At 44.3% G+C, this 26,064-nt stretch carries 31 protein-coding genes; 18 read left to right on the forward strand and 13 right to left on the reverse strand.

What is annotated here, in order from left to right; genetic code table 11:
- Positions 1-57 precede the first annotated feature (57 nt).
- From NITUZ_RS06825 to NITUZ_RS06835, 3 genes are all read right to left on the reverse strand, one after another.
- Positions 58-708 carry an ammonia monooxygenase family protein gene (locus NITUZ_RS06825; RefSeq protein WP_048196554.1) on the reverse strand — a complete coding sequence of 217 codons (651 nt, stop codon included), beginning with the start codon at positions 706-708 and terminating at the stop codon, positions 58-60.
- Positions 709-810: 102 nt separating this feature from the next.
- The gene (locus NITUZ_RS06830) at positions 811-1,170 is read right to left on the reverse strand and encodes a hypothetical protein (RefSeq protein ID WP_048196555.1); all 360 of its coding nucleotides are present in this window, start codon (positions 1,168-1,170) and stop codon (positions 811-813) included.
- Positions 1,171-1,271: 101 nt separating this feature from the next.
- Positions 1,272-1,835 carry a methane monooxygenase/ammonia monooxygenase subunit C gene (locus tag NITUZ_RS06835; protein ID WP_048196556.1) on the reverse strand — a complete coding sequence of 188 codons (564 nt, stop codon included), beginning with the start codon at positions 1,833-1,835 and terminating at the stop codon, positions 1,272-1,274.
- A gap of 282 nt (positions 1,836-2,117) precedes the next feature.
- Here NITUZ_RS06835 and NITUZ_RS06840 point away from each other — a divergent pair, with 282 nt between their 5' ends.
- Positions 2,118-2,684 (forward strand): methane monooxygenase/ammonia monooxygenase subunit B, encoded by a 567-nt coding sequence (locus tag NITUZ_RS06840; protein WP_048196557.1) that lies wholly within the window; start codon positions 2,118-2,120, stop codon positions 2,682-2,684.
- A 78-nt stretch (positions 2,685-2,762) separates the two neighbouring features.
- Complete coding sequence (locus NITUZ_RS06845) at positions 2,763-3,281, forward strand: hypothetical protein (protein WP_048196558.1); 519 nt, start codon at positions 2,763-2,765, stop codon at positions 3,279-3,281.
- Between the two features lie 75 nt (positions 3,282-3,356).
- Here the strand turns inward: NITUZ_RS06845 and NITUZ_RS06850 are convergent, their stop codons facing one another.
- Both NITUZ_RS06850 and NITUZ_RS06855 read right to left on the reverse strand, forming a co-directional pair.
- Entirely contained in the window at positions 3,357-3,626 is a 270-nt protein-coding gene (locus NITUZ_RS06850; RefSeq protein WP_048196559.1) for a hypothetical protein, read from the reverse strand.
- A 111-nt stretch (positions 3,627-3,737) separates the two neighbouring features.
- Complete coding sequence (locus NITUZ_RS06855) at positions 3,738-4,067, reverse strand: hypothetical protein (protein ID WP_048196560.1); 330 nt, start codon at positions 4,065-4,067, stop codon at positions 3,738-3,740.
- A 112-nt stretch (positions 4,068-4,179) separates the two neighbouring features.
- Here NITUZ_RS06855 and NITUZ_RS06860 point away from each other — a divergent pair, with 112 nt between their 5' ends.
- The 9 genes from NITUZ_RS06860 to NITUZ_RS06900 all read left to right on the forward strand — a co-directional run bounded on the left by NITUZ_RS06860 (position 4,180) and on the right by NITUZ_RS06900 (position 12,641).
- A complete protein-coding gene (locus tag NITUZ_RS06860) occupies positions 4,180-4,626 on the forward strand; it encodes a 30S ribosomal protein S15 (protein ID WP_048196989.1) in 447 nt (148 codons plus the stop codon).
- Positions 4,626-6,047, forward strand: coding sequence for a RecJ family nuclease (recJ, locus tag NITUZ_RS06865; protein WP_048196561.1), 1,422 nt, complete (start codon positions 4,626-4,628; stop codon positions 6,045-6,047). The genes NITUZ_RS06860 and recJ overlap by 1 nt, the downstream gene beginning before the upstream one ends.
- The gene (locus NITUZ_RS06870) at positions 6,016-6,252 is read left to right on the forward strand and encodes a KEOPS complex subunit Pcc1 (RefSeq protein WP_244443835.1); all 237 of its coding nucleotides are present in this window, start codon (positions 6,016-6,018) and stop codon (positions 6,250-6,252) included. The genes recJ and NITUZ_RS06870 overlap by 32 nt, the downstream gene beginning before the upstream one ends.
- Positions 6,253-7,518, forward strand: a complete 1,266-nt coding sequence (gene serS, locus NITUZ_RS06875) for a serine--tRNA ligase (RefSeq protein ID WP_048196562.1) — start codon at positions 6,253-6,255, stop codon at positions 7,516-7,518. It abuts the gene before it with no gap.
- 31 nt (positions 7,519-7,549) lie between these two features.
- Complete coding sequence (locus NITUZ_RS06880; protein ID WP_048196563.1) at positions 7,550-8,164, forward strand: 30S ribosomal protein S3ae; 615 nt, start codon at positions 7,550-7,552, stop codon at positions 8,162-8,164.
- Positions 8,165-8,174: 10 nt separating this feature from the next.
- A complete protein-coding gene (locus NITUZ_RS06885; protein WP_048196564.1) occupies positions 8,175-8,603 on the forward strand; it encodes an RNA-binding domain-containing protein in 429 nt (142 codons plus the stop codon).
- Positions 8,604-8,801: 198 nt separating this feature from the next.
- Positions 8,802-10,214 (forward strand): NAD(P)/FAD-dependent oxidoreductase, encoded by a 1,413-nt coding sequence (locus tag NITUZ_RS06890; protein ID WP_048196995.1) that lies wholly within the window; start codon positions 8,802-8,804, stop codon positions 10,212-10,214.
- 58 nt (positions 10,215-10,272) lie between these two features.
- Positions 10,273-11,073, forward strand: coding sequence for an AAA family ATPase (locus tag NITUZ_RS06895; RefSeq protein WP_155991455.1), 801 nt, complete (start codon positions 10,273-10,275; stop codon positions 11,071-11,073).
- The gene (locus tag NITUZ_RS06900) at positions 11,073-12,641 is read left to right on the forward strand and encodes a vWA domain-containing protein (RefSeq protein WP_048196566.1); all 1,569 of its coding nucleotides are present in this window, start codon (positions 11,073-11,075) and stop codon (positions 12,639-12,641) included. The genes NITUZ_RS06895 and NITUZ_RS06900 overlap by 1 nt, the downstream gene beginning before the upstream one ends.
- A 14-nt stretch (positions 12,642-12,655) precedes the next feature.
- Here NITUZ_RS06900 and NITUZ_RS06905 read toward each other — a convergent pair whose 3' ends face one another.
- The gene (locus tag NITUZ_RS06905) at positions 12,656-13,600 is read right to left on the reverse strand and encodes a sensor histidine kinase (RefSeq protein ID WP_048196567.1); all 945 of its coding nucleotides are present in this window, start codon (positions 13,598-13,600) and stop codon (positions 12,656-12,658) included.
- Positions 13,601-13,734: 134 nt separating this feature from the next.
- On the opposite strand from NITUZ_RS06905, the gene NITUZ_RS06910 reads away from it, so the two are divergent.
- From NITUZ_RS06910 to NITUZ_RS06920, 3 genes are read left to right on the forward strand one after another with little or no spacing between them, the layout of a single operon-like run.
- A complete protein-coding gene (locus tag NITUZ_RS06910; RefSeq protein WP_048196568.1) occupies positions 13,735-15,138 on the forward strand; it encodes a rhodanese-like domain-containing protein in 1,404 nt (467 codons plus the stop codon).
- Positions 15,120-15,605 carry an ASCH domain-containing protein gene (locus tag NITUZ_RS06915; RefSeq protein ID WP_244443836.1) on the forward strand — a complete coding sequence of 162 codons (486 nt, stop codon included), beginning with the start codon at positions 15,120-15,122 and terminating at the stop codon, positions 15,603-15,605. The genes NITUZ_RS06910 and NITUZ_RS06915 overlap by 19 nt, the downstream gene beginning before the upstream one ends.
- A gap of 39 nt (positions 15,606-15,644) precedes the next feature.
- A complete protein-coding gene (locus NITUZ_RS06920) occupies positions 15,645-16,208 on the forward strand; it encodes a TATA-box-binding protein (protein ID WP_048196569.1) in 564 nt (187 codons plus the stop codon).
- Here NITUZ_RS06920 and NITUZ_RS06925 read toward each other — a convergent pair.
- Together NITUZ_RS06925 and NITUZ_RS10025 are read right to left on the reverse strand one after the other, a co-directional pair.
- Complete coding sequence (locus NITUZ_RS06925; RefSeq protein ID WP_048196570.1) at positions 16,205-16,447, reverse strand: Lrp/AsnC ligand binding domain-containing protein; 243 nt, start codon at positions 16,445-16,447, stop codon at positions 16,205-16,207. The genes NITUZ_RS06920 and NITUZ_RS06925 overlap by 4 nt on opposite strands.
- A gap of 9 nt (positions 16,448-16,456) precedes the next feature.
- On the reverse strand, positions 16,457-16,615 hold the full coding sequence (locus NITUZ_RS10025; protein WP_155991458.1) for a hypothetical protein: 159 nt from the start codon (positions 16,613-16,615) through the stop codon (positions 16,457-16,459).
- A 225-nt stretch (positions 16,616-16,840) separates the two neighbouring features.
- Here NITUZ_RS10025 and NITUZ_RS10380 point away from each other — a divergent pair, with 225 nt between their 5' ends.
- Positions 16,841-17,128 carry a TRAM domain-containing RNA chaperone gene (locus NITUZ_RS10380; protein WP_048196572.1) on the forward strand — a complete coding sequence of 96 codons (288 nt, stop codon included), beginning with the start codon at positions 16,841-16,843 and terminating at the stop codon, positions 17,126-17,128.
- 142 nt (positions 17,129-17,270) lie between these two features.
- Complete coding sequence (locus tag NITUZ_RS09720; RefSeq protein ID WP_052370120.1) at positions 17,271-18,239, forward strand: CAP domain-containing protein; 969 nt, start codon at positions 17,271-17,273, stop codon at positions 18,237-18,239.
- A gap of 13 nt (positions 18,240-18,252) precedes the next feature.
- Here NITUZ_RS09720 and NITUZ_RS06945 read toward each other — a convergent pair whose 3' ends face one another.
- Positions 18,253-19,326, reverse strand: a complete 1,074-nt coding sequence (locus NITUZ_RS06945; protein WP_048196573.1) for a hypothetical protein — start codon at positions 19,324-19,326, stop codon at positions 18,253-18,255.
- Positions 19,327-19,967: 641 nt separating this feature from the next.
- Entirely contained in the window at positions 19,968-20,453 is a 486-nt protein-coding gene (hsp20, locus tag NITUZ_RS06950) for an archaeal heat shock protein Hsp20 (RefSeq protein ID WP_048196574.1), read from the reverse strand.
- A 135-nt stretch (positions 20,454-20,588) separates the two neighbouring features.
- Here hsp20 and thsB point away from each other — a divergent pair, with 135 nt between their 5' ends.
- Positions 20,589-22,226: a thermosome subunit beta gene (thsB, locus tag NITUZ_RS06955; RefSeq protein WP_048196575.1), complete on the forward strand. Its 1,638-nt coding sequence runs from the start codon at positions 20,589-20,591 to the stop codon at positions 22,224-22,226.
- Between the two features lie 33 nt (positions 22,227-22,259).
- On the opposite strand, the gene fsa is transcribed toward thsB, so the two are convergent.
- Genes fsa through NITUZ_RS06970 form a run of 3 tightly spaced genes read right to left on the reverse strand, consistent with a single transcriptional unit; the run spans position 22,260 to position 25,554 of the window.
- The gene (gene fsa / locus NITUZ_RS06960) at positions 22,260-22,916 is read right to left on the reverse strand and encodes a fructose-6-phosphate aldolase (protein WP_048196576.1); all 657 of its coding nucleotides are present in this window, start codon (positions 22,914-22,916) and stop codon (positions 22,260-22,262) included.
- The gene (locus NITUZ_RS06965) at positions 22,916-23,890 is read right to left on the reverse strand and encodes a transketolase family protein (RefSeq protein ID WP_048196577.1); all 975 of its coding nucleotides are present in this window, start codon (positions 23,888-23,890) and stop codon (positions 22,916-22,918) included. Before NITUZ_RS06965 ends, fsa begins: the two co-directional genes overlap by 1 nt.
- Entirely contained in the window at positions 23,890-25,554 is a 1,665-nt protein-coding gene (locus tag NITUZ_RS06970; protein ID WP_048196578.1) for a ribulose-phosphate 3-epimerase, read from the reverse strand. Before NITUZ_RS06970 ends, NITUZ_RS06965 begins: the two co-directional genes overlap by 1 nt.
- Before the next feature lie 116 nt (positions 25,555-25,670).
- Between NITUZ_RS06970 and NITUZ_RS06975 the strand changes: the two genes are divergently transcribed.
- A complete protein-coding gene (locus NITUZ_RS06975; protein WP_048196579.1) occupies positions 25,671-26,051 on the forward strand; it encodes a hypothetical protein in 381 nt (126 codons plus the stop codon).
- The last annotated feature ends 13 nt before the right edge of the window (positions 26,052-26,064 follow it).

A 26,064-nucleotide genomic window follows, 5' to 3' on the forward strand; every position in this document is an offset into this window, starting at 1 on the left:
ATCAATACCTTGCGGTTGGGTGCTCAAAAACAAGAGAAAGGAAAAGGGTGTAGGGTTTTAGTCCCACTTGGACCAAGCTGCCATCCATCTATACGTCCACGTATTTAGCTTGCATCCCAACGCGGCCATAGTTACCGATAGTACGGCACCTGCGCCTGCACCGAGTGCAACTGGACTGTTATAGAATTTGCCTACAGCGGGCTCGATCGGAGTCATGTATGGAGGCAGTGTTGGTCTTGGATATTTGAATGCAGTCTCTAACGGGTCAGCAACCGTGATCAAGTTGACCATGTTGAACAGCGGCAATGATAGTCCTGCCATTACACCGCCGAATAGTATCAGCGAGTGCTTGTTCTTCTTTGTTGCCCAGTATGCCAGATCCAGCAGCATTGCTGATGGTAGCCAAACTGGTGTGACAATGAAGTCGTATGGATAACCGAGTGCAAACCATGCACCTTTGGCAACCCACGTATAGACAGTCATGATCAACGCGTAATACGTTGCCGTTCCTGGAACTCCTGTGAATGTCAGATAGTAGCATGCGCCGACTACTAACATCAGTGTTTGCGATATTGAGAATACGACAAACGAAGTCCAGGCCCAGTCAGTGTAGAAGATGTAGTCTCCTGCATTAATTGTTAGCAGGGTAGAGTTGACTGCAACCACTACTATGAACAAGTAGTGAGTACATCGTCTAAGCCAGACCATTAATCCCCTACAGATACCCTGAGTATATAAAATTTTAGACAATTATGAAGATCGGTATGTTGTAGAAGAGAATTAAAAATAAGAAAAAGTCGGGAACTTTCCCTATACGCCGACGAATAGGGATATTAAGATCGTTCCAACAGCGGTTCCACCAAGCGCAGCACCGACGATGCCGTTGCTCTTCTTCTTGGTGCCCTCTTCCATTACTTTAACACAGAAGAGATAACCGATTGCTTCAACTATTGTCAGGACGATAAAGGCGTAGTGACCGCTTGGTGTTGGATAAGCCCAAGGATAATAGAAGTATCCTGCAGCTGTTCCACCAAATGTTGCCAGCCATGCTGCTATGTATGAAAGCGTGATTATGCCTGTCATGTTTTCTACACGACGACCAATCATCTTCTCTACGTCAGCACTGGTTGCGCCTCCGCCACCTGAGCCAAATCCTTTTGGTAGAGTCATTTGGTTTAGTAACCGGCAGAATACTTTTAAGCCTTTCTACAAAACGCAAGACCGGCCGATCTAGGCCTTTATAATAAAAATAAGAAAAAAGCGGTTTTCGCTTATGGGATGGATCTGCTGTACAGTTTGCCTTCTAGGGCCATCTTGTACATTTCAGCAACATATGGGTTCTCACCTGGTGTTTCTGCACCTAGTTCGACCAGTCGTGCGTATACTCTAACGACATATGCTAGAGCGCCCATGAAGGCTACGACGACACCCATGTTGAACATCCAGTGGTTTGGAACTGCGAAGATTTCCTCTACGAACCAAAAGTGCCACATCTCGTTGACTCCGATCGTGAACATGGTTGCAAGGTAACCAAGAATGGTCATCTTCAGGCCAGTGTTCATCGAGTTGTTCGGGCCTCTGAGGATTGGTACTCTTCTATCATAGATTGCTACTGCTCCCCAACCTAGTGGTAGTGCTACAAAGTGTGAGTACAACCACCAGTGTGCTGGAGTGAACGCAGAGTCTCTGATAGAGGTTTGATGTAGAGAGCCGTCTACAAAGTTGTCTACTTCCACTGATGCTGCTGTGGATCCCATTGCGATGACGATGAGCCAGATCTTCTTTAGTCTCTGGATCTCAACTTCTTTTGGGATTAATGCCGGCATCTGTGCCATGAGAGAGATTGTTTGTCTTTCATATATAAAACATGAGTTATTTTTTAGTCAAAATTCTTAAAAAAATTACAAAAAACCATGATAAAAAATATACTTATCATTCATACTGAATTCATCCTTCGTAATTTTTTTATAGTCATGTTTTGACATTTTCTATGTTCAACATTGATGTAGCACAGCAAGATCAACAGCATATCTATACCATCTTATGATCACCGCATGACAACAACGGTAAAACATATATCGTTCTATGTTAGTTTTTGATTAATTAACGGGATAACTATGGTCGACAAGAAAATATTCGTAGTAGCGCTCGGTGTGATTTTAGCACTAGGAACATTTGGTCCACACGTGGCACAGATGGTCCAAAATGCAGAAGCACACGGTGTACAGGCACAACTTCAAAGCCGTTTCGTAAAGATTGAAGACGAGACATTCAACAGACAGTCACTCAACACAGGTGAAGAGCTGGTCATTAGTGGCAAGTTCGTCAGTCTGGTTGAAAGAGACCTCAGAGGATGGAACTCTATATTCTCAGAGTCCACCAACGCAGGCAACAGATGGGAAATTCTAGCAAGAAGCCCACCAGGAAACGTCTTCCAGATACCAGGTAACGCTGTTATCGATTACGAAATCAGAGCCAAGGCATTAGAGCCAGGCGTATACCACGTACACACACAGCTTAATGTAGCTAGTGTTGGACCAGGATTAGGCCCAGGACAAACAGTTGTAGTATCTGGTGAACCAATACTAAAACCAATTCCATACACAAACATCATGTACCAATCAATAATCATTGCAGTTGGCTACGTGATCACGTTTGCAACTCGCCCCTGGCAAGTAATCTAAACCAACCTAACACCTCTTTTTCATTTTATTAGAACTCGCTTAGAAACGACTTTATGCCATTCCGTTCATGCCACCAGTATGATCTGGCCCGGAATGGGAGACCCAAGCAAGCGCAAAAAGACGCTAAAATATCTCATCATGACTGCCATAGTAGGCGTCGGAGTTGCCGCTGCAAGCTCTGGCATCCAGGTTGTGTTAAACCAAGACAACCCGCTCAAAGTCTGCATAAATGACAGAGATACAAGATTTGTGATAACTGCCACGCTCGAAGTATACGTTGACAAACAAAAGTATCCAATACCGGCCCAAGTCGGATTCAAAGAAGGTTGCCAGAGGTCGCTTTATACGCTTTCTAACGACGGCACCATCTATGCGGCATGGACTGAAGAGTACCCCTTTGAGATAGGCCACTTTTTGTGGATGTGGGAGTTCCCACTAAGAGATATGCAGGAATCCAAATCAAAAATATTCATGGATGGAAAAGAGTCCGCAGACTTTATCCGCACCCCTCTAGTCGACGGTGCCCACTATAGAGCGGAATTCATATCAAAAGCATATGACGAGTTCCAGGATAGGGACTTTGCACCGCCCAAGTAAAGTGCGCAAATGCCGTTTGGCAAAGCAGATTTGATTGAGAATAAAATAAAATCTAAAAAGAATGAAAAGAGAGTTTTACCAGTACTTTCCGTTGTCTGGTATCAATCCGATACCTTCTCTTTCAAAGTGTCTGTCTAGTTCGTCAACCCATCTTTCACGGTTGTCTTTGTATGACCAGCCGTGAACTCTAAGCCAGTATGCTATGATTCCCAGGAGGAATATAGTAAACATCATGGTACCAAATATGTATACCATTACATCGTAGAATAATGGGTCATAGTTTGGTCCTAGTTGTCCAAATACGGTAGACAGAATGCTATACACTGTACCGAGTAATGGAGTCATTGAGATACAACCTATTAATGTGCGATATATACATTTCTCTGACAGGCGAGTTTGGCAAATGATCGCCGCTACCGGTAGGTTGGATTAATAAAATGGAAAAAGGAGGTTGGTTTATCCTCGTCCTTGTGCTGCATATCTGCCAGAGCGTGCTCTGACAAAGAATGCCGCTGCGATTCCGCCAAAGACAGCTGCTGCGATTGCAGATGCGCCCAATACACCATCAGCTGCAAGGTATGGAGTTCCAGAACCTGTAGCTGGGTTTTCTTGTGCGTATTCTACTCTTTCTCTTTGGAGTTTGAGCGTCTCCTCGAGTGTGTTCTTGCCCGTCTTTCCAGCTGGGTCAACATTTCCCATGTACTGGGCAAATGCTTGCTGTGTCACCATTCCAACTGAAATGATGGCAAATGCGAGGATTGCGGTTCCAAATAATGTCTTATTCATAGTGTTTACCTGTTGTCATGGGGGCCAAGGTTTCTATTTAACTTTTTTCTAATTGGCAATTTTGTTAATTGTCGGGGCAACGTTTATGTTTGAACCAGAATCCACCTCCCACATGGGACGCGTACATACACACAGACACGGTCAATCTCATTCCACAAGGCCGATCTCATACAGGACTCCATCCTGGATATCAGATCCAAAGGAGATCGAGGAGCTGGTTGTAAAGTACGGCAAGGACGGCGTGCCGATGAGCCAGATTGGCATAAAGCTCAGAGACCAGCATGCAGTTCCGCTTGTAAAGCCCATAGTCAAAAAATCGGTCAAAAAGATACTTGAGGACAACGGGATAAAACCGGAACTCCCAGAAGACCTGAACAACATTGTCAAAAAGGCAGTCAATTTGCAAAGACACCTAAAGAGCAATAACTCTGATAAGAGAAACGTCAGATCGCTTGAGCTCGTGGAAGCAAAGGTGCACAGAATATCCACATACTATAAGAAAATCGGGGTGCTGCCTCAAAACTGGAAATATAAGTCAGTAGTAGCTCAGCTTGAGTAATGGTGCAAAGTCTGGACGAGTCTCTTTCAAACTTTTCTGATCGTTTATCCGAGTTAATCAAATCAAAAAAAGATATTCAGATTATCACCCACATTGACTGTGACGGCATAACATCTGGCAGCATAATAACAAAGTCGCTCATACGCGCAGGTGCAAAGGTGACTGCCAAGACTGCAAAGGAGATGAGTCATGAAGTAATAAGACAGATGCGCTCAGATGGGCGAGACTTTTACATCATCACAGACCTTGGCGGCGGATTCGCAGGACAGCTTGACGAGGCATTAGGCCATAACTGGTTTGTCCTGGATCACCATGAGATACCACCTGAAGAGCACGATAATCCACGGGTCATCAATGCTTGGAAATATGGAATCGATGGAGGCTCGGAGATTTGTGCCGGAGGAATGGCTTACCTTGCGGCAAAGTCAATTGACAGGAACAACTCCGACTTGGCCCAGATAGCAGTGGTATCAGCGCTTGGCGACAGACAGGATGTTGGCGAGAAAAAATCATTCAATGGAAAGAATGCCGAGATCGCCGAGGAGGCCAAGTCGGCAGGTCATCTTCAGGTAGACATGGACCTGCTGCTAGTAGGACGCGAGACGCGCCCTCTTGTTGATTCGCTTGCATTCACGTCCCAGCCGTTCATAGAGGGATTGACATGGAACAGAGATGCCTGCATCTCATTGCTCACGTCGGCTGGAATCGGCCTAAAGGATGGAGGGCGATGGAGGACACCGTCGGACCTTACAGACGATGAGAAGCGTCAGTTGATCGAGGCAATCACAAAATATGCAAGCTCGCAGAACGCATCGCAGATAATGGAAGAGCTAATTGGATACACATACACGTTTCCCAGCGAGGAAAGGCGCAGCTTCCTTAGGGATGCTCGCGAGTTTTCCACCATGCTCAATTCTTGCGGCAGGATAGGAAGGGCAGGAGTCGGCATTGCAATCTGCATGGGCGATAGGAACAGGATGCTGCAGGAAGGCGAGAACATACTTGTAGAATACCGAAAGATGATTCGCGACTACATGAACATTCTGAGCAATGAGAGATGGAGAATAAGCGGCTCAGCTAACTGCATCATGGTAAATGGAGAGGGAATCATTCCAGAGACCATGACCGGAACCATATCGTCGCTTCTTGCTGGCTCACCAAAGAATGCCGGCAAGATAGTCATCTTGAGAACCAACGGTGAGGAGAACACGATCAAGTTCTCGTCAAGAAAGTCGATTGGATGCAAGAGTCATGTCAATTTGAGCGTCCTGATGAAGACGGGGGCGGCAAAGTTCAACGGAATAGGCGGTGGGCACGATGGAGCGGCGGGGGCAAAAATAACAAAAGATAAGCTTGACGGGTTTTTGGACTTTATAGAAGATAGTGTAAATGGAAGCCAAAATCAGAATAACATTAAGTAACATTTCGGAAAAAAAGGCTGCTGCGATTAAGAACGCCTTGGAACCGGACAATGTGGATTTTCCCAAAGGCCTCTCCCTTACCGTGGAAAATCTTGATAACGCACTTGTTTTTAACTTCCAGAGTACTGATAATATGAAAAAACTCACATCGACTATCGACGAAGTGTTGGCGCACGTGCAGATGGCGCTCAGGGTGATAGAGTGAATGCTTGATCCTAAGATCATCAAGGAAAAGCCGGAGATTATCAAAAAAATGCTCAGGGACCGGAATGTCGAGTACGACCTTGATCTCCTGCTAAGGCTTGATGCGCAAAGGCGCGAGCTTATTGTAAGAACTGACGAGCTGAGAAAGAAAAAGAACATCGTGGCGGTGGAAATAGCTACCAGAAAAAAATCTGGCACTGATGCAAGCTCTGCAATTTTGCAGATGCAACAGGTATCAGAGGAACTCCAGTCCCTTGAGGTAGAACAACAAAAAGTAGAATCAGATTACTCCAGGCTTGCTCTGACCATTCCCAATCTTGTCCACGAATCAGTTCCAATAGGCCCTGATGAATCGGCAAACAAAGAGGTAAGAAGGTGGGGCACAGTGCCAATCTTTGATTTCCAAGTAAGGGATCACATCGACATATCACAGAGCCTTGATCTTGTGGACCTTGAAAGGGCTGCAAAGACAGCCGGTGCTAGATTTTACTATCTGAAAAAATCACTTGTAAAGCTAAACCACGCACTCATAGGATATGCCCTTGACTTTTTGGAAAAAAAAGGATACACGCCAGTTCAGCCACCATACATGATAAACAAAAGCTCGATGGAAGGAGCAATAATTGCAGACGACTTTGCAAATGTAATATACAAGGTGCAGGACGAAGACCTGTTTTTAATTGGAACATCAGAGCATGCAATAGCTGCCATGCATTCGGATGAGATACTTGATGGAAAGGATCTTCCTATACGTTATGCTGGCGTGAGTCCTTGCTTTAGAAAGGAGGCAGGTGCCCACGGACGCGACCAGAAGGGCATATTCCGCGTGCACCAGTTTGAGAAGGTCGAGCAGTATGTATTTGCAAGACCAGAGGAATCATGGACAGAGCACGAAAGGATGCTTGCAGTTGCAGAAGAATTCTACCAAAGTCTTGGAATACCATACCGCGTCATGCTCCTATCAAGCGGTGATCTTGGCAAGGTTTCCGCAAAGACATACGATATCGAAGGGTGGATGGCCGGACAGAATGCATACCGCGAGATGGTTTCCTGCTCCAACTGCCTTGACTTTCAGACAAGACGCCTCAAGATAAGATTCCGGGACAAGACCAACGATCAGACCCAGTACGTCCATTCGCTCAATAGCACGCTTGTTGCCACCACAAGAACGCTTGTTGCCATAATGGAGAACTTTCAGGCAAAGGACGGCCATTTTGATGTGCCAAGGCCGCTGCAAAAATATCTTGGTTCAGATATCATCTCATAACTTATATTTTGGATTTAGACGCCGTTAGTAATTGGCTCGAAGAAAGGGCGGAAAAGTAAAGGACAAGTGGCGTGAGAAAAAATGGGTCACAGTAATTGCCCCAGAATCGTTTAACAACGCCCCGCTAGCATACATACCGATAACTGACGAGCAGAAGGCAATAGGTCGTGTGGTCGAGGTTACGCTTTTTGACATACTGAAAGGAGACCCATCACAGTACCAATACAAGATTTACTTTCAAATAGTCAAGATTGAAGGAGACAAGGCATATTCCATTTTCAAAAGATACGAGTACGCAAAAGAGTTCCTCAGAAGCCTCATCAGAAGAGGATCAAGCAAGGTCAACTATGTTATGGATGTAAAAACAAAAGACAATTATATCTTTAGAATCAAGGTGATCGCCCTGACTCACAAAAAGCTCAACACGTCAAGAAAGCACGCGTTAAGACTGATTGCAAAGGACGTGATGAGCAAGAACATACAAGAGATGACAATAGACCAGTTTGTGCAGGCAACATGTTATGGAAAGATAAACTCCGATATCATGGCTGCGGCAAAAAAAGTCATACGCATGAGACATGTAGGACTGGAAAAAGTAAAGCTGATCAGAACCGCTGAAGCCGAAGTAGCACTGCTGCAGGCATAATTTTTCACTCATGGAAAAACGGCTTGAGGTAGACATCCAAGTCATTGTTCATGCAACAGAAGATCCGCAGAAAATATTCGATGCATTCAAAGATGTGTTTGATCTAGATGTGGAGGACTTTGTGTCTCAGGACCTGCGAGGCCACTTTGACAATCCCATAACATTGCTCCAGGCCAAGCTGAAAAAGAAAAAATCAAGGCAGTTTGTAAAGACTCTCGTATCTGGCATTTCACAATCCGATGTCGAGATGATATTGGAGGACATTGAAAGCAGGTGTGACGACTCGTCGTTATTTTTGAGGATATCAAAGCAGGGACTGGTACAAAAAAGAATTGTACTTGGAGATGAGGATCCAGTCAAGCTGCGAATATACACTCCCGTTTACAGCCAGAAGAATCTGTCCAAGACATACTCGGAGATTTTGAGAGGCACCATTTAATATCATTTCAAATAGTATAGGTATGGGAATGAAGAGCTACAAAGCCGCTCCAGTCTGAGCAAACGCAGCTGTGAAGACGCCGCGACGATCTGACCCAAAAAATCAACCTTGTGCATTATTTTAAATAATGATGTTTCAGCTGTCTGATAGTTGAAAACCGATTATGACCTGATTGTTGCTGGGGGAGGACTTGCCGGAATGGTTGCAGCACAGTCTGCTGCGCATTACTCTAATCAAAGAATATCAATTTTAGTAATAGACAGGAACCCGCCAATACTGCTTGGCCGCAAATCGATTAACGGCTGGGTCTGCGGAGATGCAGTCTCCAAGGAGGCAGTTGACTATATGGGTACAAGAATAAAGTCAGTCTGGGGCAAGCCGGAAATCGAGCACAGGGTAAAGGGCGTCATGGCATTATCTCCTGACAGGGAAACTGCAATTCCATTTGATGGTGATGGATACTTGCTCAACCGCCAGCAGCTTCCGCAAAGCCAGTACAGAGAGGCCCTCAAGCGCGGAATCAATGTCGATTTTGAGATAAACTTGACAGGACTTGTTTACGAGGGCAACCAAGTAGTCGGTGTCGAAGGACTGGACAAGAAGACCAACCAGCCATACAGGAAAACTGCCAAGGTCGTAATTGATGCCACCGGAGTCACCTCGATGCTGCGAAACGGAATTAGGAACACCACGAAGATGGAGAAGAAAATAGACAGGACTGACTTGGAATCGACAGGCAGACACATCATGTATTTTGACAAGGGAGAAGAAGATCTCACCGAGTTTGATCCTGATTACTGTCTGATTCATCTTGATCAGGACATAGCTCCGGGAGGATACGGCTGGGTTTTTCCCAAGGGTCCCAACAAAGTCAACATCGGACTCGGAGTTGAAAAGACATTACTGGATAAAAGAAACAAAAGACTTGGAAAACACGACGATGTCACAGGTCTGATAAATCAGTACGTTGCGCGAAACAGGGCCATTAGAAATCCTAGGCTGTCTACAGATCCAGAAGACGCTCACAATGCAACTGGAAACTTTCAAGTCTCAGTAAGAAGACAAAACGATTGCATGGTTGCAAACGGATTCATGCTGGTGGGAGATTCCGCATGGATGCCAAAGCCTCTTGATGCAGGCGGAATAGGGCCTGCCCTCATTGCTGGTACCATAATAGGAAAGAACGTAGTTGATGCAATAGAGTCAGGCGATGTCACAGAGAAAGGCCTCTGGCAGTACAATGTGGATTATGTCAGAGAATACGGATACAAAACTGCAGGCCTTGAAGTATTCAGGAGGCTGCTGCAGATGCTGACAAACGAGCAGATTAACTATGGAATGAAGCACTTTTTGGGAAACATGGACGTTGAGGCAATCAGCCGCGGTGAGCACCCCGACTTTAGCATGATAGGCAAGATGGGCATGATAATACGTGGAGCTCTTAACAAAAAGCTTGCTGACGGTCTTCGATACACAACACAGCAGAACAGGTGGCTGACAGAGCACTATAGAAACTATCCGAAAAGTCCAGAGGGCTTTGAAGAATGGAGTAAAAAGCTGCAAAAGGCCATGCAGGAATCGTATGTTCAGCTAGAAAAATGGAACAACTGATTTTTTCTTCCGCATACAGCGCAATCGTTTTTATGTTATGGAAAACTCCCAGAGAGTAATGTTGCAGGCGCAGTCAACATATCTGGACTGGAACAACTCCATAGAGATTCTGGACAAGGCATTTGATGCAGGACTTTTTGTTTTGATAATAGGCCCAAAAGGAACGGGCAAGACATCGCTTGTGCGCGAGTTTGCCGCAAGGAAAAGCACAAAGCTTGAATCGATAAACTTTAGCTTAAGGACACGCGAATCACATCTTGTAGGCACAAAGACGATGACTGATGGAAACATCGGATTTGACGAGGGAATTTTGATAAAGTCTATGAAGGAAGGCAGTATACTATACCTTGATGAGTTGAATGCTGCTGAGGCTGACGTTCTGCTAAGGCTTGATGAGGCACTTGATGATAGAAGGCAGATTGTACTCAAAGAATCCACAGGAGAGATGATAGAGGCGCAGAAGGGATGGTTTGTGATTGCGACGATAAACCCGCTCACACATGTGGGCACAAAGGAACTTCCTCCGCAACTGCTAAGCAGATTCCCTGTGAGAATAAGGCTCGACTATCCGCCTGAGGCAACTGAAGTGGAGATTGTGAAAAGACACGTCTCGGCAAATCATGATGATAAGATAATCCAAGGAATAAAGCTGGCAAACGTGTTAAGGCAGGCAGCTGCGGTAGAAGAGTTGTATTACTCTCCGAGCCTGCGCGAAACCATCGCTTTTGCAAAGCTTGTGGATTTGGGAATTAGTCCAAAGGAGGCAGCAGACATTGTGTTTGGAAATGTTTATGCCCAGTGGGGAAGCGTCGAGTATCAGAAGGTAAACGACATCATAACATCTATGTTTGGAAGATAATGCAGTCATTACGCTTAGGATACGATACGCTAGTCGAGATCGCAACTTTTCTGGCAAGAAGATGGTCTGAAAGAGAGAAGGTCGTTGTAGAGTTTTCCGACAAAAAGGAAACGCAGACGAAAATAAAGGACAGCAAAATAAGCCTGGTTTCTCCCGAAAGATACATCGGAGACGACTTTGAAAGGTATCGACAGTTCCGAGTCTCCATATGGTATGAGGCCATGCGTGTAAAATTCTGCAAAAAGATTCTCAGCAACGATCATGCATTTGGCTTCATTTTGAACACGCTGGAGACAAGAAGAATAGAGCTTTTAGGCAGAAAGATATGGCGTGGAATGGACGAGGAAATTATTTTCGGTTATACCTACCAGTGGATTTACAGGCCGCAGCTTGCAAATGTTCTTGGAAAAACAAGGATTGTCGAAGCATTCTACCAGCATTTTTTATTCGGCGATGTGAAGGGCGAGATACAGCCAAGTCATGCTGAAAAAATAACAAGAGCTTCTGCACGTGCCAAGGAAATAGTAGGGGAGGCGCTGGAAAAAAAACACGATACCGAGTGGCTGGAAAAAAAAGTGCCAGAGATTCTTAGTATTCTTGATATCGACGCCCTTGTCACCATTCCGCTTTCAGTTCCATGGAAGGCGCCAGGCCTTGCAGTGACAAAGCAGGATTTGGTAAAGGCGGTAAACAAGATTGCTGAGAATCGCGAGGCTGATTTTGGCAAGGTGGATGTCAAAAACGTCCTTGAGGGAAAGGCGGTGGCAGAAGAGTTCAAGGTGTTAAGGGAGGAGACGCGTAAGAGCCAGAACAAGGGACTTGGTAGTGAAGCAATAGGCATACACGTGCCAGGCTCGACCAACGTTGATGAGACCAGAATTTACGATCAGGACCTGATAAGCAACCTGAAGACAAAGTTTAAGGAATGGAAGACTAGCTGGAAGGAACAGCACGTAATCAACGGCGATGAGTTCGATGAGGAATCGTATGTTGAGGGCCATTACAAACCGTTTCTGACAGATATCAAAAAGTCGATAAACGCAAAAATTGTGATCTTGCTTGACCATTCTTCAAGCATCAATGACGTTCAGACGCAATACAAGAAAGCAACACTGGCGCTTTGCGAAGTTCTCTCCTTTCTGAAGATACGGTTCTCAGTTTACGCATTCAACACTTCGCAAAAGCAGGTGGTCTGCTGGCTCATCAAGTCGGAGGATGCAAAATGGAACAGTGCGACGGCAAAAAGATTGGCGCAGATAGAGGCAAATGGAGGCACCCCCCTTGCCGACGTATACCAGAAGATGTACCCTATTTTGCGCTCAAAGAAGCCGGACATATTCTTGACACTCTCCGATGGAGAGCCGTCCGATCCTGATGCGGTAAGGGCCATGGTAAAGTCGTTAAGGTCAGTTGGAATCAAGATGGTGGCAATAGGCATAGGGCACGATACCTTTAGCGCCACAAAGATTGCAAGCAATCTTAGATATCTTGACTATGAAAGGACGCTTGCAGTCTCAAGATTAAAGGACATACCAAATCGTGTACTCAGCGTGTTGCAAGCAAGTTAGCTTTTTCTGCAAGACTAGGCTGCAACCTCGCTATTCTCGTTGATCTGTTTTTCCAGATGTATCGACTGTTTTGGAAGTGTTATTGTAAAGGTAGTTCCTTTTCCCACAACGCTTGATACCTCAATTGTTCCTCCGTGCTGCTCTATTATTTTCTTGCAGCTGGCAAGCCCAAGACCGGTTCCTTCCTGTTTTGTCGTAAACAACGGCTCAAAGATGTTAGGCATTATTTCTTGAGGTATGCCGCATCCCCTGTCCTTTATCTGAATCACGGCCTGTTTTTGATTCTCAGTTAGTATAACGTCGACCTGTCCTGCATTGTTCATAGCTTGAATTGCGTTCATCAGAAGATTGTTGATTGCAACTTCCATTCTTGTAAAGTCACATACTGCATGCACATAGTTTGCAGGTGTATTGATCTTGACCAAGTCCGGCACGGTTATTTTCTCGATGGCAGATGCGATTATTTCGTTGACAAGATTGTTTTGTAGTGTCAGGTTTATCGGCCTTACAAAATCAAGAACGTCCTCAATTTGGTGAGATATTCTATCTATTGCTCTGTGCAACCTTCCAAAATAGACTATTCTGTCTTCAATAGAGAGTCGTTGCTTGTGTTCCATTATCTCGACGGTATTTTTTATCACCGAGAGTGGGTTTCTTAGATCGTGTGCAAGCCTGGCCGATAATTCGCCTATTGCTTTTAGCCTTTCGGCATTCTGGACTGCTTTTGTGTGAATGTGCTCTACTGGGGTGACAAAGTCGCAATCAAGGCCAAGTTCTGCGTGATATCGTTGAATTGTTTTCTCATCTGAGGCATCAATAATGCAGTAAAGTTCTTGATCCTTTGGATTGTAAAGCATGCTTAGAGTAGCAATATCCCTGCCCGATTCCTTGTTTGCCTGTTCCTTTGCCTTGGCAAGCAGGGTTTCATCCACATGGTGACCGTCTATGAATATACCCACAGTAGGATTTTAGGGAAAATTGTTAATTGTCTGTGTTTTTTTAAATCGGACAAACTAGTTGCAGTTGAACATATTCTCATATTGGTCTTGGTGAACCCAAAATTCTAAATTTGGCAGAAAACGACATAGAATGAATGAGTCCACTTGAGATAAGCCCTGAAGAGCTGGCCAGAATTATTGAAACTAAAGCGCCAGTGCTTGTTCTTGACATCAGATCAAAGCAGCAGTATTTGGAAGGACACATAAAAGGTGCCGCAAACGCCGTGTGCGACTCTATGCAGCAAAAACAAGTCATCATGTCAAAGCTTCCGCCACACATGAAGATAATACTTGTAGATGAGGACGAGACGATAGCAAAGGAAAACGCAACTATGATGGCCAGATTCGGATTTGATGCACATTACCTGAAGGGCGGAATTAAAAGTTGGACATCAGAACTAGTGAAAAGCTCGCAGGACACAACAATCAGCGGTGATAGCCTGTGGGATTCGCTCAAGAAAAACGAGGATGTGTTTTTGCTAGATGTAAGGGAGCCTTCAGAATTTTCAGAGTTTAAGATTCCAGGTGCTGTCAACATTCCACTGTCGCAACTGTTCTCATCAGGATACGAATCATCAATACCCAAGGACAAAAAAGTGGTCACCGTATGCTCGCATGGAAACCGTTCCATGGTTGCAACTTTTGCATTAGCGCAAAAGGGAATAGAGGCAACATCGCTTGTTGGCGGCATGGCCATGTGGAACCAGGTGCTAAACGCCACATCACTAAAGGAAGGCGATGTTACAATAATACAGGTTGAGAAGGTTGGAAAAGGATGCCTCTCGCACATAGTAGGATCAAACGGCGAGGCAGTGGTAATAGACCCGACTCATCCTGCATCAAAATATGTAGAATTTGCACAAAAGGAAGGTCTTAGAATCACCAAGGTGATAGACACCCACCAACACGCTGATCATGTTTCCGCTGCAAAAGATCTGTCGCATCTTGTTGGAGCAAAGCTGTATCTTAGCAAGCTTGAGGAATACAGGATGGAAAGTGAGCAGGTAGAGGATGGGATGACCATTTCATTTGGCTCAAAACATCTCAGGGCGATTCACACACCTGGCCATACGCAAGGCAGTATGTCGTTTTCACTTGATGATATGTATATTTTCAGCGGCGATACGCTGTTTGTTGAAGGAATAGGCAGGCCAGACCTCAGAGACAAGGCAGAGGAATTTGCGGCAAACCTATACGAAACACTTCACAGTAAGATTCTAAAATTCCCAGATAGTGCCAAAGTATTTCCAACCCATCATGGCGAGGGGGTAAAACCTACAAGTGAAGGATTATTTGTCACCACGATAAAAGACGCAAAAAAGCTTCCTCTTCTTGATCTTGACAAGGCTGCATTTGTCTCAAAAGTGGTGAGCATTACTACCCCAAGACCGATGAACTATTCTATGATAATCAAGATTAACAAGGGAACGATTCCAGTATCCCAGGCACAGATTCCGGACCTGGAGATGGGCCCTAATAGATGCAGTATCAGAATGTAATGACATCGTTCAAGTGCCTGTCAGTCTCACAGCCTTTTGCATACCTGATAATATCAGGTAAAAAGAAAATAGAGTTACGCAGTTGGAATACGAATTTCCGAGGCGATATCTTAATTCATGCACCATTAAAAATAAGGAAAAGTGATTGTAGGAGGCTGCATGTTGAAGGAAAACATCTTGTTACGGGCGCAATAATAGGTAAAGCCACGCTGTATGACGTGAAAAAATACGGCGCCAAAAGAGAATGGATTGATGATGCCAGATATCATCTTGCCTCAAGCGTGTTTTCTTCAAAAAGATACGGATTTTTGCTAAAAAATGCCAAGGCGTTTTCAATACCAATACCATGCAAGGGTAGACTCGGTCTTTTTGATGTTCAGATTGGAGCTACAGGGCCAAATGACGTGCAGATTGCCTCCGATATCTTTGATGAGGAATATCGTACCCAGTGGATCAACCATCATTAGGCTCTGTGTATATATAAAGGAGGTATTTAAGAACGGCAGTTGCCACAGACAAAACCCATAGTAAGCATTGAGAATGTAGTTGCATCTGCATCAGTTGATCAAAAAATCGACCTAAACGAAGTTACAAAGAAATTTCCTGACACTGAATACCACCCAGACCAATTTCCAGGACTTGTGTTCAGATTAAAATCACCAAGAACTGCCACGCTTATTTTCAGAACAGGCAAGATGGTATGTACTGGAGCAAAATCAGAAGAGATGGCAATCAAGGCAGTTCAGACAGTTGTAGAAAAACTCCGCAAAGGAGGAATCAAGATCAAAAATGATGCTGAGATAGTAGTGCAGAACATAGTGGCTGCAATCAACCTTGGTGGCAAGATTCACCTAGAGCATGCGGCAAGGACTCTTCCAAGGAGCATGTATGAACCAGAGCAGTTTCCAGGTCTCATACACAGAATGCTTGATCCCAAGACGGTTATTCTGCTGTTTGCATCAGGCAAGCTTGTCTGCACAGGAGCAAAAAAAGAAGCGGACGTATACAGATCTGTAAACAACCTGCACTCACTTCTTGAAGAAAAGAAGTTAATGATATACGATAACTAGGACTTTCCCTGTCCTTCTATTATAGGGAGTGTGAGGGTTGAACGTATTCTCTGATTTTTTCTGATATTTGCCACAACATTTTCCAACCCGTCGCTGGTAGGAGCCTCTGCCTTTACAACAATATCATAAGCGCCAAAAACACCGTTAACTTCACTTATACTCTTTATTGACTTGAGAAAGTCTATTACATGCTCCTCATACCCCATGTCGCAGTGGATGAGTACGTACGCGCGAGACAACTTGACACCTCACTTTGGTTTGTGCTTTTCACAGTAGCACTTTAGACTAAGAATTTCTTCAGTTGGAGAATCAACATAATCTGCTGCAGGCTGCCCTTCTTTACCGCAATAACAGACCTCGGCATCATCGCCACACTCTATGCAATAGGTCATGTTATGTGTATGCATTGTACATATATATCATAATTTATACAAAAATTGTAAATCTGTTTATAGTAAACGGCAAAATGCAAACAATAATACTGGAAAATCCAAACAAATATCGCAAAATTGTAAATTTATTTATTATAAAGATGTATTTTACGCCCTGGACCATCAAATTACTGATAATCAAGCGAATTGACATATATGAGCAGTCAATTTAGAAAGGGTAAGACGAAAAGGAGGTAAGAAATGAGCTTTAACGACAGTTCCGATCGACAAAATCGAAGATTTGGCGGTGGCGGATACAGAGGAGGCGGACGTAGACGTTTTAACGACAGACAGTTCGACGACACTCCAAAACCAGTAGAAACTGGAAAAGAGTACGACGTATCCATTACTGAAACAAGCAGACAAGGCGACGGAATAGCACGAATCGAAGGATTTGTCATATTTGTGAAAGGCGGACAGCCTGGTCAAGAAACCAAAGTCAAGATCACACAAGTTGGCAGACGCTTTGCTATTGCAGAAATAGCATAAAACCAAGGTTTCTTTACAGGAAAAACTGTAAAGAAAATTGTTTCCCTTTTTGAAATATTTTTATCAAATCAAACTGGATGTTTTCTCAGTCAAGTACAAATCATTAGACGATTTTTTATAAATTAGAAATAGTGAAAAAAGAATGTCCAAAAAGAATATCATGGTAACTGTTACAGTTGTATCGCTTGCAGCTGCAATCTATTTTGGAATCACAGTTAGCAGGGCCATGTATGAATTACCAACAGAACAGATAAGTCATGATTATCTTGTGCAACATGCATTAGAGCTTGTAAACAAGGATCGAAAAGACAACGGGCTTGGATCTCTTGCGCTCAGTGCAAACAAAGCTGCGCAAACGCATGCAGAAGAGATTTTGATGACAAGGACTGTCTCACATTGGTTGACAAATGGTGAAAAGCCGTACATGACATATGCAAGGTATGGAGGGGCTGGCGGAATTGGACAAAATGTTGCATTCAGAGGCATCACAGACATTGAACAATGCAAACAATCAAAATGCGAGATCATTGATCCAATTAAGAAATTAGAAGAGATTGAATATGCAATGATGTTCGATGATGAGTACTATGAGTGGGGAAATAAAGGGAACATACTAGATCCGAACCACACTCACGTAAGCTTTGGTATAGCATACGATGAATACTCGTTTGTGCTGGTGCAGAACTTTGAATATAACTATATCAATCTGACAGAGCCCATAGGACACGATCCTAATAGAATAAAGATAATTGGTACACTCTCTGAGGGCAGACTTTACAATATTTCCGTGTATTACGATCCCTTCCCTACCACTGGATCTTATGAGGCCCACAAGAATGAAAAAACATATGGGTTTGGCAGACAGATAGCAGTAGTAGAACCTCCTCTGCCTCCAAACTCTTACTATGAAAAACCTCGTGATTACGAACTGATAATAGCGAAAAACATGGTGCAAGACCAGAGTGAAATCGATGTCGAATTTGACATGACAGGAATAGCTGTAGAGCCAGGCATCTACACTCTCACCGTCTGGCTCCAAATTAATCACGATTATGTGCCAGCAACTGTTTACCAGATATTCATAGAACCAAATATCAAAGACTCAATTTGACATATCATACAAATCAAACAGCTAATGATGCTGTTTTTGTTTTCCCCACATCAGTGGTTATTGTCACATCTACATCGCCATTGGCGGCAACCGGATATGAGAGTTTTATGCATATTAAAGCACCCTCTTCAGCATTCAGCAGTTTTGGATCAATAAGATCATCACTTATCCTGTCAATAGTCCAATGTTTCTGAGGAAGTATGACTGCGGAGCAGTCATAGACTCCAGATGCGGCCGGAACTTCAAGCTCTGCCCAAGATACGTCAATTTCTCTTCCAGGTAGAATACCACCCGTATAAGTTGCAACAAAAGTTAGTCTCAGATCGGCATAGTTTGTTATTGAATTTGCTTCAGATTCCAAGAGCGTTTGTGTTGCCAGTGTGAAAGTACTGTCAACATTATTGTGTGTCCAAGAAGCAATTTGTGTGGTGCCTTGCAAGAGTCGGACAGTAAGATCAACTGTTATGCCTCCGCCTGTACTTTTTTTGTACACATATCGCACTACATGATTTGATGACGTTTGAGGATCCAGTACATCTGAGAGGCCCACTTGCCAAGTATCAGACTGACCAAGTATTGTCAATGTAGCAGAACGCGTAAAATCAGCATCATTTCTTACACTCTCGTCAATTTCTTCGTATAATGTGCCATCACCATCACCACCAACAGTATCTGTCCAACCTCCCTTCAAGATATCTTGATCAGGTCTTGCAAATTGAGTGCTGCCACCATATATTCCGTCTTGAGAGAATGCTGAATCTTTACTGTACGTAAAGCGTTCCGCCGTTAATGTAGGTACACCCCCAACATCAGCATCATATGTGATCAGAACATCAAAGTTTTCATAATCCCATAATTTTTCATTACCGACATTAGAGAGTGTCAAGCTTACCAAATTGCTCCCTCCTTGCGCATATAATGACTCTATGTCGATGTTTGTTTTAGACAGCTGTATCTCTCTATCCATTATTTGAGTTCTGACCGAGTTTAATTCGTGCGTTTGAGTCGTCATTGAGCTCAACAAAGTGAAAACTGCGATCATTGAGGCGCATGCAATGCCACCCATCAGAGCGACTCCCAATCCCATATTTTGCGGTCCAATAGTAAGAGATTAAGAAACTGTCTGTTCGATACGAACAAAACAGACATCAAAATATACTTTAAGACAAGTCTGCTTAGTCAATCGATAGACAGAATTCTGTTGTACATGATGGAAATTTGCAATTTGAACACACCCTATAAGGCTCAAATATCGGCAACGTCAGATCTCAAACCACGTTCAAGAACCAAATTGACAAGACGAGAGAAACTTACATTATCATTGTTTAACATAAGCTGGTGTTGTTTTTCCTTTAATTGTTTGTTTATCTTAACATCCATAGAAATTGTGACTCTTATCCAGTCTCTCATATAATCACACCCTTTTTAACAAAAATACAAAGCGGTGAATGCACAGCGGAGGTAGGCAGATACTATGCATTCACCGCACAGGCATAGGACATAGAGGCCATATTCTGTGTGCAATAGCGACAAAAATGGCGAATTATGTTCTCACATTTTTTGCAAATGCGCTCAACAGGCATTTTGCACTGCGTGCAGTTTGAAACGTGAACATCTCCGCCACACTTCCTACAGCTTTCGTCCGGCATTCTGCAACCACCTTATGCTTTGTTGGATTTTTACAATTATGTTACGAGGCAGTTTTGTTGTTGCCAGCATAGCAATCACCTATTCTACGGCTATCGTTTTTCCTTTGGGTTTTTCCTCTACAAGTTTTAGTGATACTTCGAGTATGCCGTTTGCATAAGTTGCCTTTACAAAGTTTTCATCTATCTTGTATTTTAGTGGAATTCTTGCATTGTACTTTCGTGCTCCACTTTCTGCACTGATCCTTGCATGCTTGTCCTCGATAGTCACCTTGATGTCTTTTTTGTCAACTCCTGGCATCTCTGCAATTAGCTTGAGTGTTTTATTGTCCTTGTCTACCACTTCATCTACAAACGGCTCTCTAACATCGGTTGCCGCAAGACCGGGAATCGCATTCCCGTACTGTCTGACAATAGGCCTACCGTCAGAACCCACAGTTAGTGTGTAACCGTAAAAATACGGCTCTGTTTTTGCACGAGTCCACATTTGTTCGAAGTCGTCATCCATGTTAAAAAATCGGTCCGACAATCTTCGAAACATCCTATCGAATTCATTATCAAACCACATATCGATCACTTGATGTATGTAATATTTATGACATTATTTAATTTTTTCTCTATTTGAAAATAATAAATTACATATCAAATATTTTATTACAAAAATTTATTAACCGTTAGATATAATTACGATAGCGGTGATTTTGTGACAACACCACAAATCGTCCTTCTGAAAGAAGGCACAACCCAAACTAAGGGTAACGATGCCCAGAAAAACAACATAAGCGCTGCAAAACTGATTGCCGAACTCGTAAGAACTAGCCTTGGACCGCGCGGCATGGACAAGATGCTTGTTGATACACTTGGGGATGTAACCATCACAAATGATGGCGCAACCATACTCAAGGAAATCGACGTACAGCATCCTGCTGCAAAGATGATGGTCGAGATTTCAAAAGCCACTGATAATGAAGTTGGCGATGGAACCACCTCAACTGTCGTCCTTGCAGGTGCTCTGCTAGAAAAAGCAGAGGAGTTGATCGGAAAGAATGTTCATCCGACAGTTGTAGTCGACGGTTTCAAAAAGGCAGCCGAGAAGGCCATTGCAGAGCTACGCCAGATAGGCATCAAAATAGACGCATTGGACAAGAAATTCCTCAAGAAGGTAGCAGTGACCACACTCTCTTCCAAGCTCGTCTCCTCAAACTCGGATGAGCTTGCAGACATTGTAGTCGATGCGGTTCTGTCCGTTGCGGAAAAAGTTGGCGACAAATACAAAGTAGACATCGACAATATCAAGGTCGAAAAGAAGGGAAGCTCGTCCATCAAGAACACTGAGCTCATCCATGGAATCATCCTAGACAAGGAAGTGGTTCATGGCGGAATGCCAAAGAGAATAGACAATGCAAAAATCGCATTGCTGAACGCACCGCTCGAGATAGAAAAGACGGAATTTGATGCAAAAATAAACATCAATTCACCAGAGCAGATGCAAGTGTACATCGACGAGGAGAACAAGATGCTCAAAAAGCTTGTCGACAAGATAGTTGCATCAGGTGCAAACACCGTCCTGTGTCAGAAAGGAATTGACGACATGGCCCAATACTATCTTGCCAAGTCGAATATTTTGGCAGTTCGAAGGATCAAGGAAAGCGATCTTACCAAGCTGTCAAAAGCAACTGGTGCAAGAATTGTCACCAACATAAACGAGTTGACAGAGAAGGATTTGGGAACTGCCAAAACTGTTGAAGAAAGGCAGGTAGAATCTGACAAATGGGTCTTCATCGAGGGCTGCAAGAATCCCAAGGCAGTCTCGATTCTGGCTCGCGGCGGCTCTCAGAGAGTTGTCGACGAAGTAGAAAGATCCATCCACGATGCCCTCATGGCAGTAAAGGACGTGGTAGAATACCCATACGTCCTAGTCGGAGGTGGAGCCCCAGAAGCTCGCATCTCTGCAAAACTACGAGAATGGGCAAATAGCCTCGAAGGGCGCCCACAGCTAGCAGCGCAAAAATTCGCAGAAGGTCTAGAGACCATTCCTCTTGTGCTTGCAGAAAATGCAGGAATGGATCCACTTGATACGCAAGTACAGCTAAGAGCAAAGGGAACTGCAGGTGCGGCCACTTTTGGAATTGACGTAGCAAACGGCAAGGTGGCAGACCTTGGCTCCCAGCAGATCTACGAGCCTCTTGCGGTAAAAGAGCAGGTCGTCAACGCGGCAACGGAGGCGGCGTGCATGATATTGCGAATAGACGATGTCATAGCGGCATCAAAACCCTCAACACATGCTCCAAGCCCAGGCGGCCCACCAGGAATGGGCGGTATGGGTGGAATGGACATGTAAATCCATTTTTTTCATTTTATTGAACCGCAAATATTAGCTATGGTTTGATTGTTTTAGCTTTTCCCAGTCAGCAAGAAAATTCTTCAGACCTATATCAGTCAGAGGATGCTTGAGCATCTTGCCCAAAACATCTGGTGGGAGTGTTACAACATCTGCCCCAATTTTTGCTGCCTGCACCACATGCATTGGGTGTCTTACGCTTGCCACAAGAATTTGAGTTTTAAAATTATAATTTGCAAATATCTGTTTTATTTCCTCAATAAGGCCCATCCCGTCCTGACCTATATCGTCCAGTCTTCCAATAAATGGGCTAACATATTTGGCACCTGCCTTTGCTGCAAGTACTGCTTGGTTTGGCGAGAATACCAAAGTAACATTTACCGGTATGCCCTCCTGAGTCAGGCTCTTGCAGGCCTTCAGGCCATCCGCGGTTATTGGAACTTTGATTACTACATTTTGTCCATATTTTTTCAATCTGTGTCCTTCATCCATCATCCCTTCGTAATCGGTTGCAACCACTTCGAGGCTTACGTCACCTTTTATGATTCGCGTTATCTCCTCCATCGCCTTTTGCGGATCACCGCCCTCTTTTGCAAGTAGTGAAGGGTTTGTCGTGATTCCATCAAGGAGTCCCATGTCGTTGTACATTCGTATTGATTGCAAGTTAGCGGTGTCTAAGAAAATCTTCATTATCTTTTCCTGCCTATCACTTCTTTTACTGCTTTTGCTATATTAATTGATGTAAGACCGTGCTTTTCCAGAAGCGCAGGAATCTCGCTGTCTCTGGCAGATTCTCCGAATCTGTCCTGAACCCCGATACGCTTTATTGGTACAGGATAGACTTCAGAAACAACTTCGGATACTGCAGAGCCAAAGCCGCCCATCACGTTGTGTTCCTCGCATGTTACAATGCAGCCAGTCTCTTTTGCGCACTTGGCTAGCAGATCTGCATCGATTGGTTTTATTGAAAACATGTCGACTACTCTGCAGGAAATGCCTTCTTGCTTTAGCGAGTCTGCCGCATCAAGGGCCATTTTTACTGTTATTCCGCATGCTGCAATTGTACAGTCCTCACCATCCCTCATGGTAATTCCCTTGCCTATCTGGAATTCCTGAGAATCCTGATGCACCAACGGAGTTGTCGAGCGGGCCATCCTCATGTAAAACGGCCCATATATCTGAGACATCAGTCTTGTCAGCTTTGAAACTGCTACGGTGTCAGCTGGTATGAACACCGTAAAGTTTGGTATTGCCCTCATTATCGCAATGTCTTCTATTTGCTGGTGTGAGCCCCCATCAGCTCCCACAGATATCCCGCCGTGTGAGACTACGAGCTTGACGTTAAGTCCCTTTTTTCCTGGCGGCGACGGATACGCTATTGCATTCCTTATCTGATCAACGCATCTTCCGGGAAGAAAGATTGCATACGTGCTTGCAAACGGAATCTTGCCAGATATTGCAAGTCCTGCAGAGACAGATACCAAGTTTGCTTCCGCAATCCCCACATTAAAGAAACGATTTGGAAACTTTTTACCAAAGTCGGCAGTCTTGAGCGAATCTGTCGTGTCTGCACCAAGCACCACGATGTTTTGGTTCTCATCACCAAGCTCAACTAGTGTCTTGCCGTAAAATGTGCGCATGTCAGTCATCTGTACAGAGCTCATCAATATCCCAACTCCTTGGCAATTTGCAAAAGTTGATTCTTTTTCTCTCCAATAATGTGTAGGTCGATCCATTTTGCCACCAGCTCCTTGCCGCCAAGTTCATATGCCTTTTGAATAAGCATCCTGCGCCTTGCGTACGCTATCTTGTTTCTGAATTCACGTATTACACCGCGCACATCCTGCTGGCCGATAATTGCACTTCCACCAACAAATGCCCTTGCCCCATCAACAAAACACGATCCTATATTGTCAAGTGTGACTCCACCGTCAGCCTCAATATATCCTTCAAATTTGTTCTCTTGCAGTATGCCTATCAATCTATGCATCTTCTCATGTGTTGCCTCGATGTATTTTTGTCCTGACTTGCCTGGCACCACAGACATCACTATCAGCTGGTCAAGCGTTGGTATGAATTCCTTTGACCATTCCGGTAGCTCTGTGTCAGGGTTGATTGCAAGTCCAACCCCCACCTCCGAGGCCCTCAGCATGTCGTTTATCTGTCCAAAGCTGGACGCATCACACACTTCTGCATGAACAGTAATGATATCAGAGCCCGCCTCGATGTAGTCTCGCACATGTCTTACCGGCTCGTTTATCATAAGATGAGTGTCAAACGGTATTACCGTCAGAGGCCTGAGCTCCTTTATCTTGGTATGATCAAACGTCTTGTTTGGTACAAACTGCCCATCCATCACATCAAGGTGGATATAGTCGGCACGGCCGTTGACGCATCTTTTCACCTCATTCTCAAGGTTGGTCATATCGCCTGCGATAATTGAAGGTGCAATCATCGACTGCGAATCAATCTCCATGTCTATTATCGGCACAAATTCTTTTTTGGGCGCCTGTCCGTGCCATTTTGGGTTGTCCTCCATGTGTTCTACGCCCTTTCCTTTGATGGTTCGGGCCACTATTATTGACGGCACGCCCTTGGTTTGCATTGCCTTTTTTATTGCATTGTCAATCTGCTCTATTCTGTGTCCATCGATATCGATGACATTCCACCCAAACGAGCGCCATTTGTCGCCCACTTTCCATCTGCTTGCGTCGCGCCACATCTCAGAGAGATCATCTCCCACCAGTTCCTCATCAAGCGGCATTATTTTTTCCGTGTAAGAGTCTTGTTGGATAAAATTCCTATCAAGTATCGCAGTCAGATTATCAACCTTGTATTTTGATGCGGTCATTGCCGCCTCCCATACCTGGCCTTCGTCAGTCTCTCCATCCCCCATCACAGTGAACACCCTTGTTGGCCTGCCATCAATACGTGCTGCAAGAGCACTCCCTATCGAAAATGATAGCCCTATGCCAAGAGAGCCACCACAAAATTCGACTCCAGGGCATTTTAGATCCGGATGTCCCTGCAGTCTGCTGCCAAGCTGTCTTAGCGTATCAAGCTCTGAGATATCAAAATAGCCTGCAAGCGCCATGTTTGAGAAAAGTCCTGGTGATGCGTGGCCTTTTGATAGTACTAACTTGTCACGATCCTCCCATTGCGGGTTTTTCGGATCATATCTTAGATGCTTGAAGAAAATACAGCCCATTATCTCGGCCATCGAGAAGGAACCTCCAGGATGTCCTGAGCCTGCGATCGATGTGGCGCGAATGACCAGCTTGCGCGCCTTGCGCGCATTTTTTTTAATTCTATAATAATTTAGGCCCATGTCTTATCAGAATGCAAAACTCGGCAGATTTGCCTGCTCATAAGTTGAGGCTGTCGCTGGATTCAATAAAAAGCTATTTCTCAAAATTTTAATCTCAAGGATGTATAGAGTGTATGATGGATCTGCAAAGTCTAACCCCCATCGTGCTGTATGATAACAGATGCTATCTTTGCACCAAGTTTGCCAGCATTGTTAGTCTGCTTGCAGGGGGCCGATTCTCCCTTATCGGGCACTATACCAATATCGGAGAGAAGATCAGAGAGCAGATTCTTGATTCCTCTGCACTTGAGATGTTTTGGTTTATTGATGGCAAGACAGCGTATGGAGGACGCGCAGCTCTTGCAGCACTGGTCCGATCCTTGTTTTCTGCAAAAGCACGAAAGCCTGTCAACAGCGTTGATTTTGCTGCATGCGATACTGGCTGCAAGACTGTAAAGGCTGTATTTGTCCGCTCAGCAAGCCTTCTGACACACAGTAGGAAAATAACAATACAGTAAGCTGAAAGCAAGC

Origin of the sequence: Candidatus Nitrosotenuis uzonensis, assembly GCF_000723185.1 — an archaeon.
GTDB lineage: Archaea > Thermoproteota > Nitrososphaeria > Nitrososphaerales > Nitrosopumilaceae > Nitrosotenuis > Nitrosotenuis uzonensis.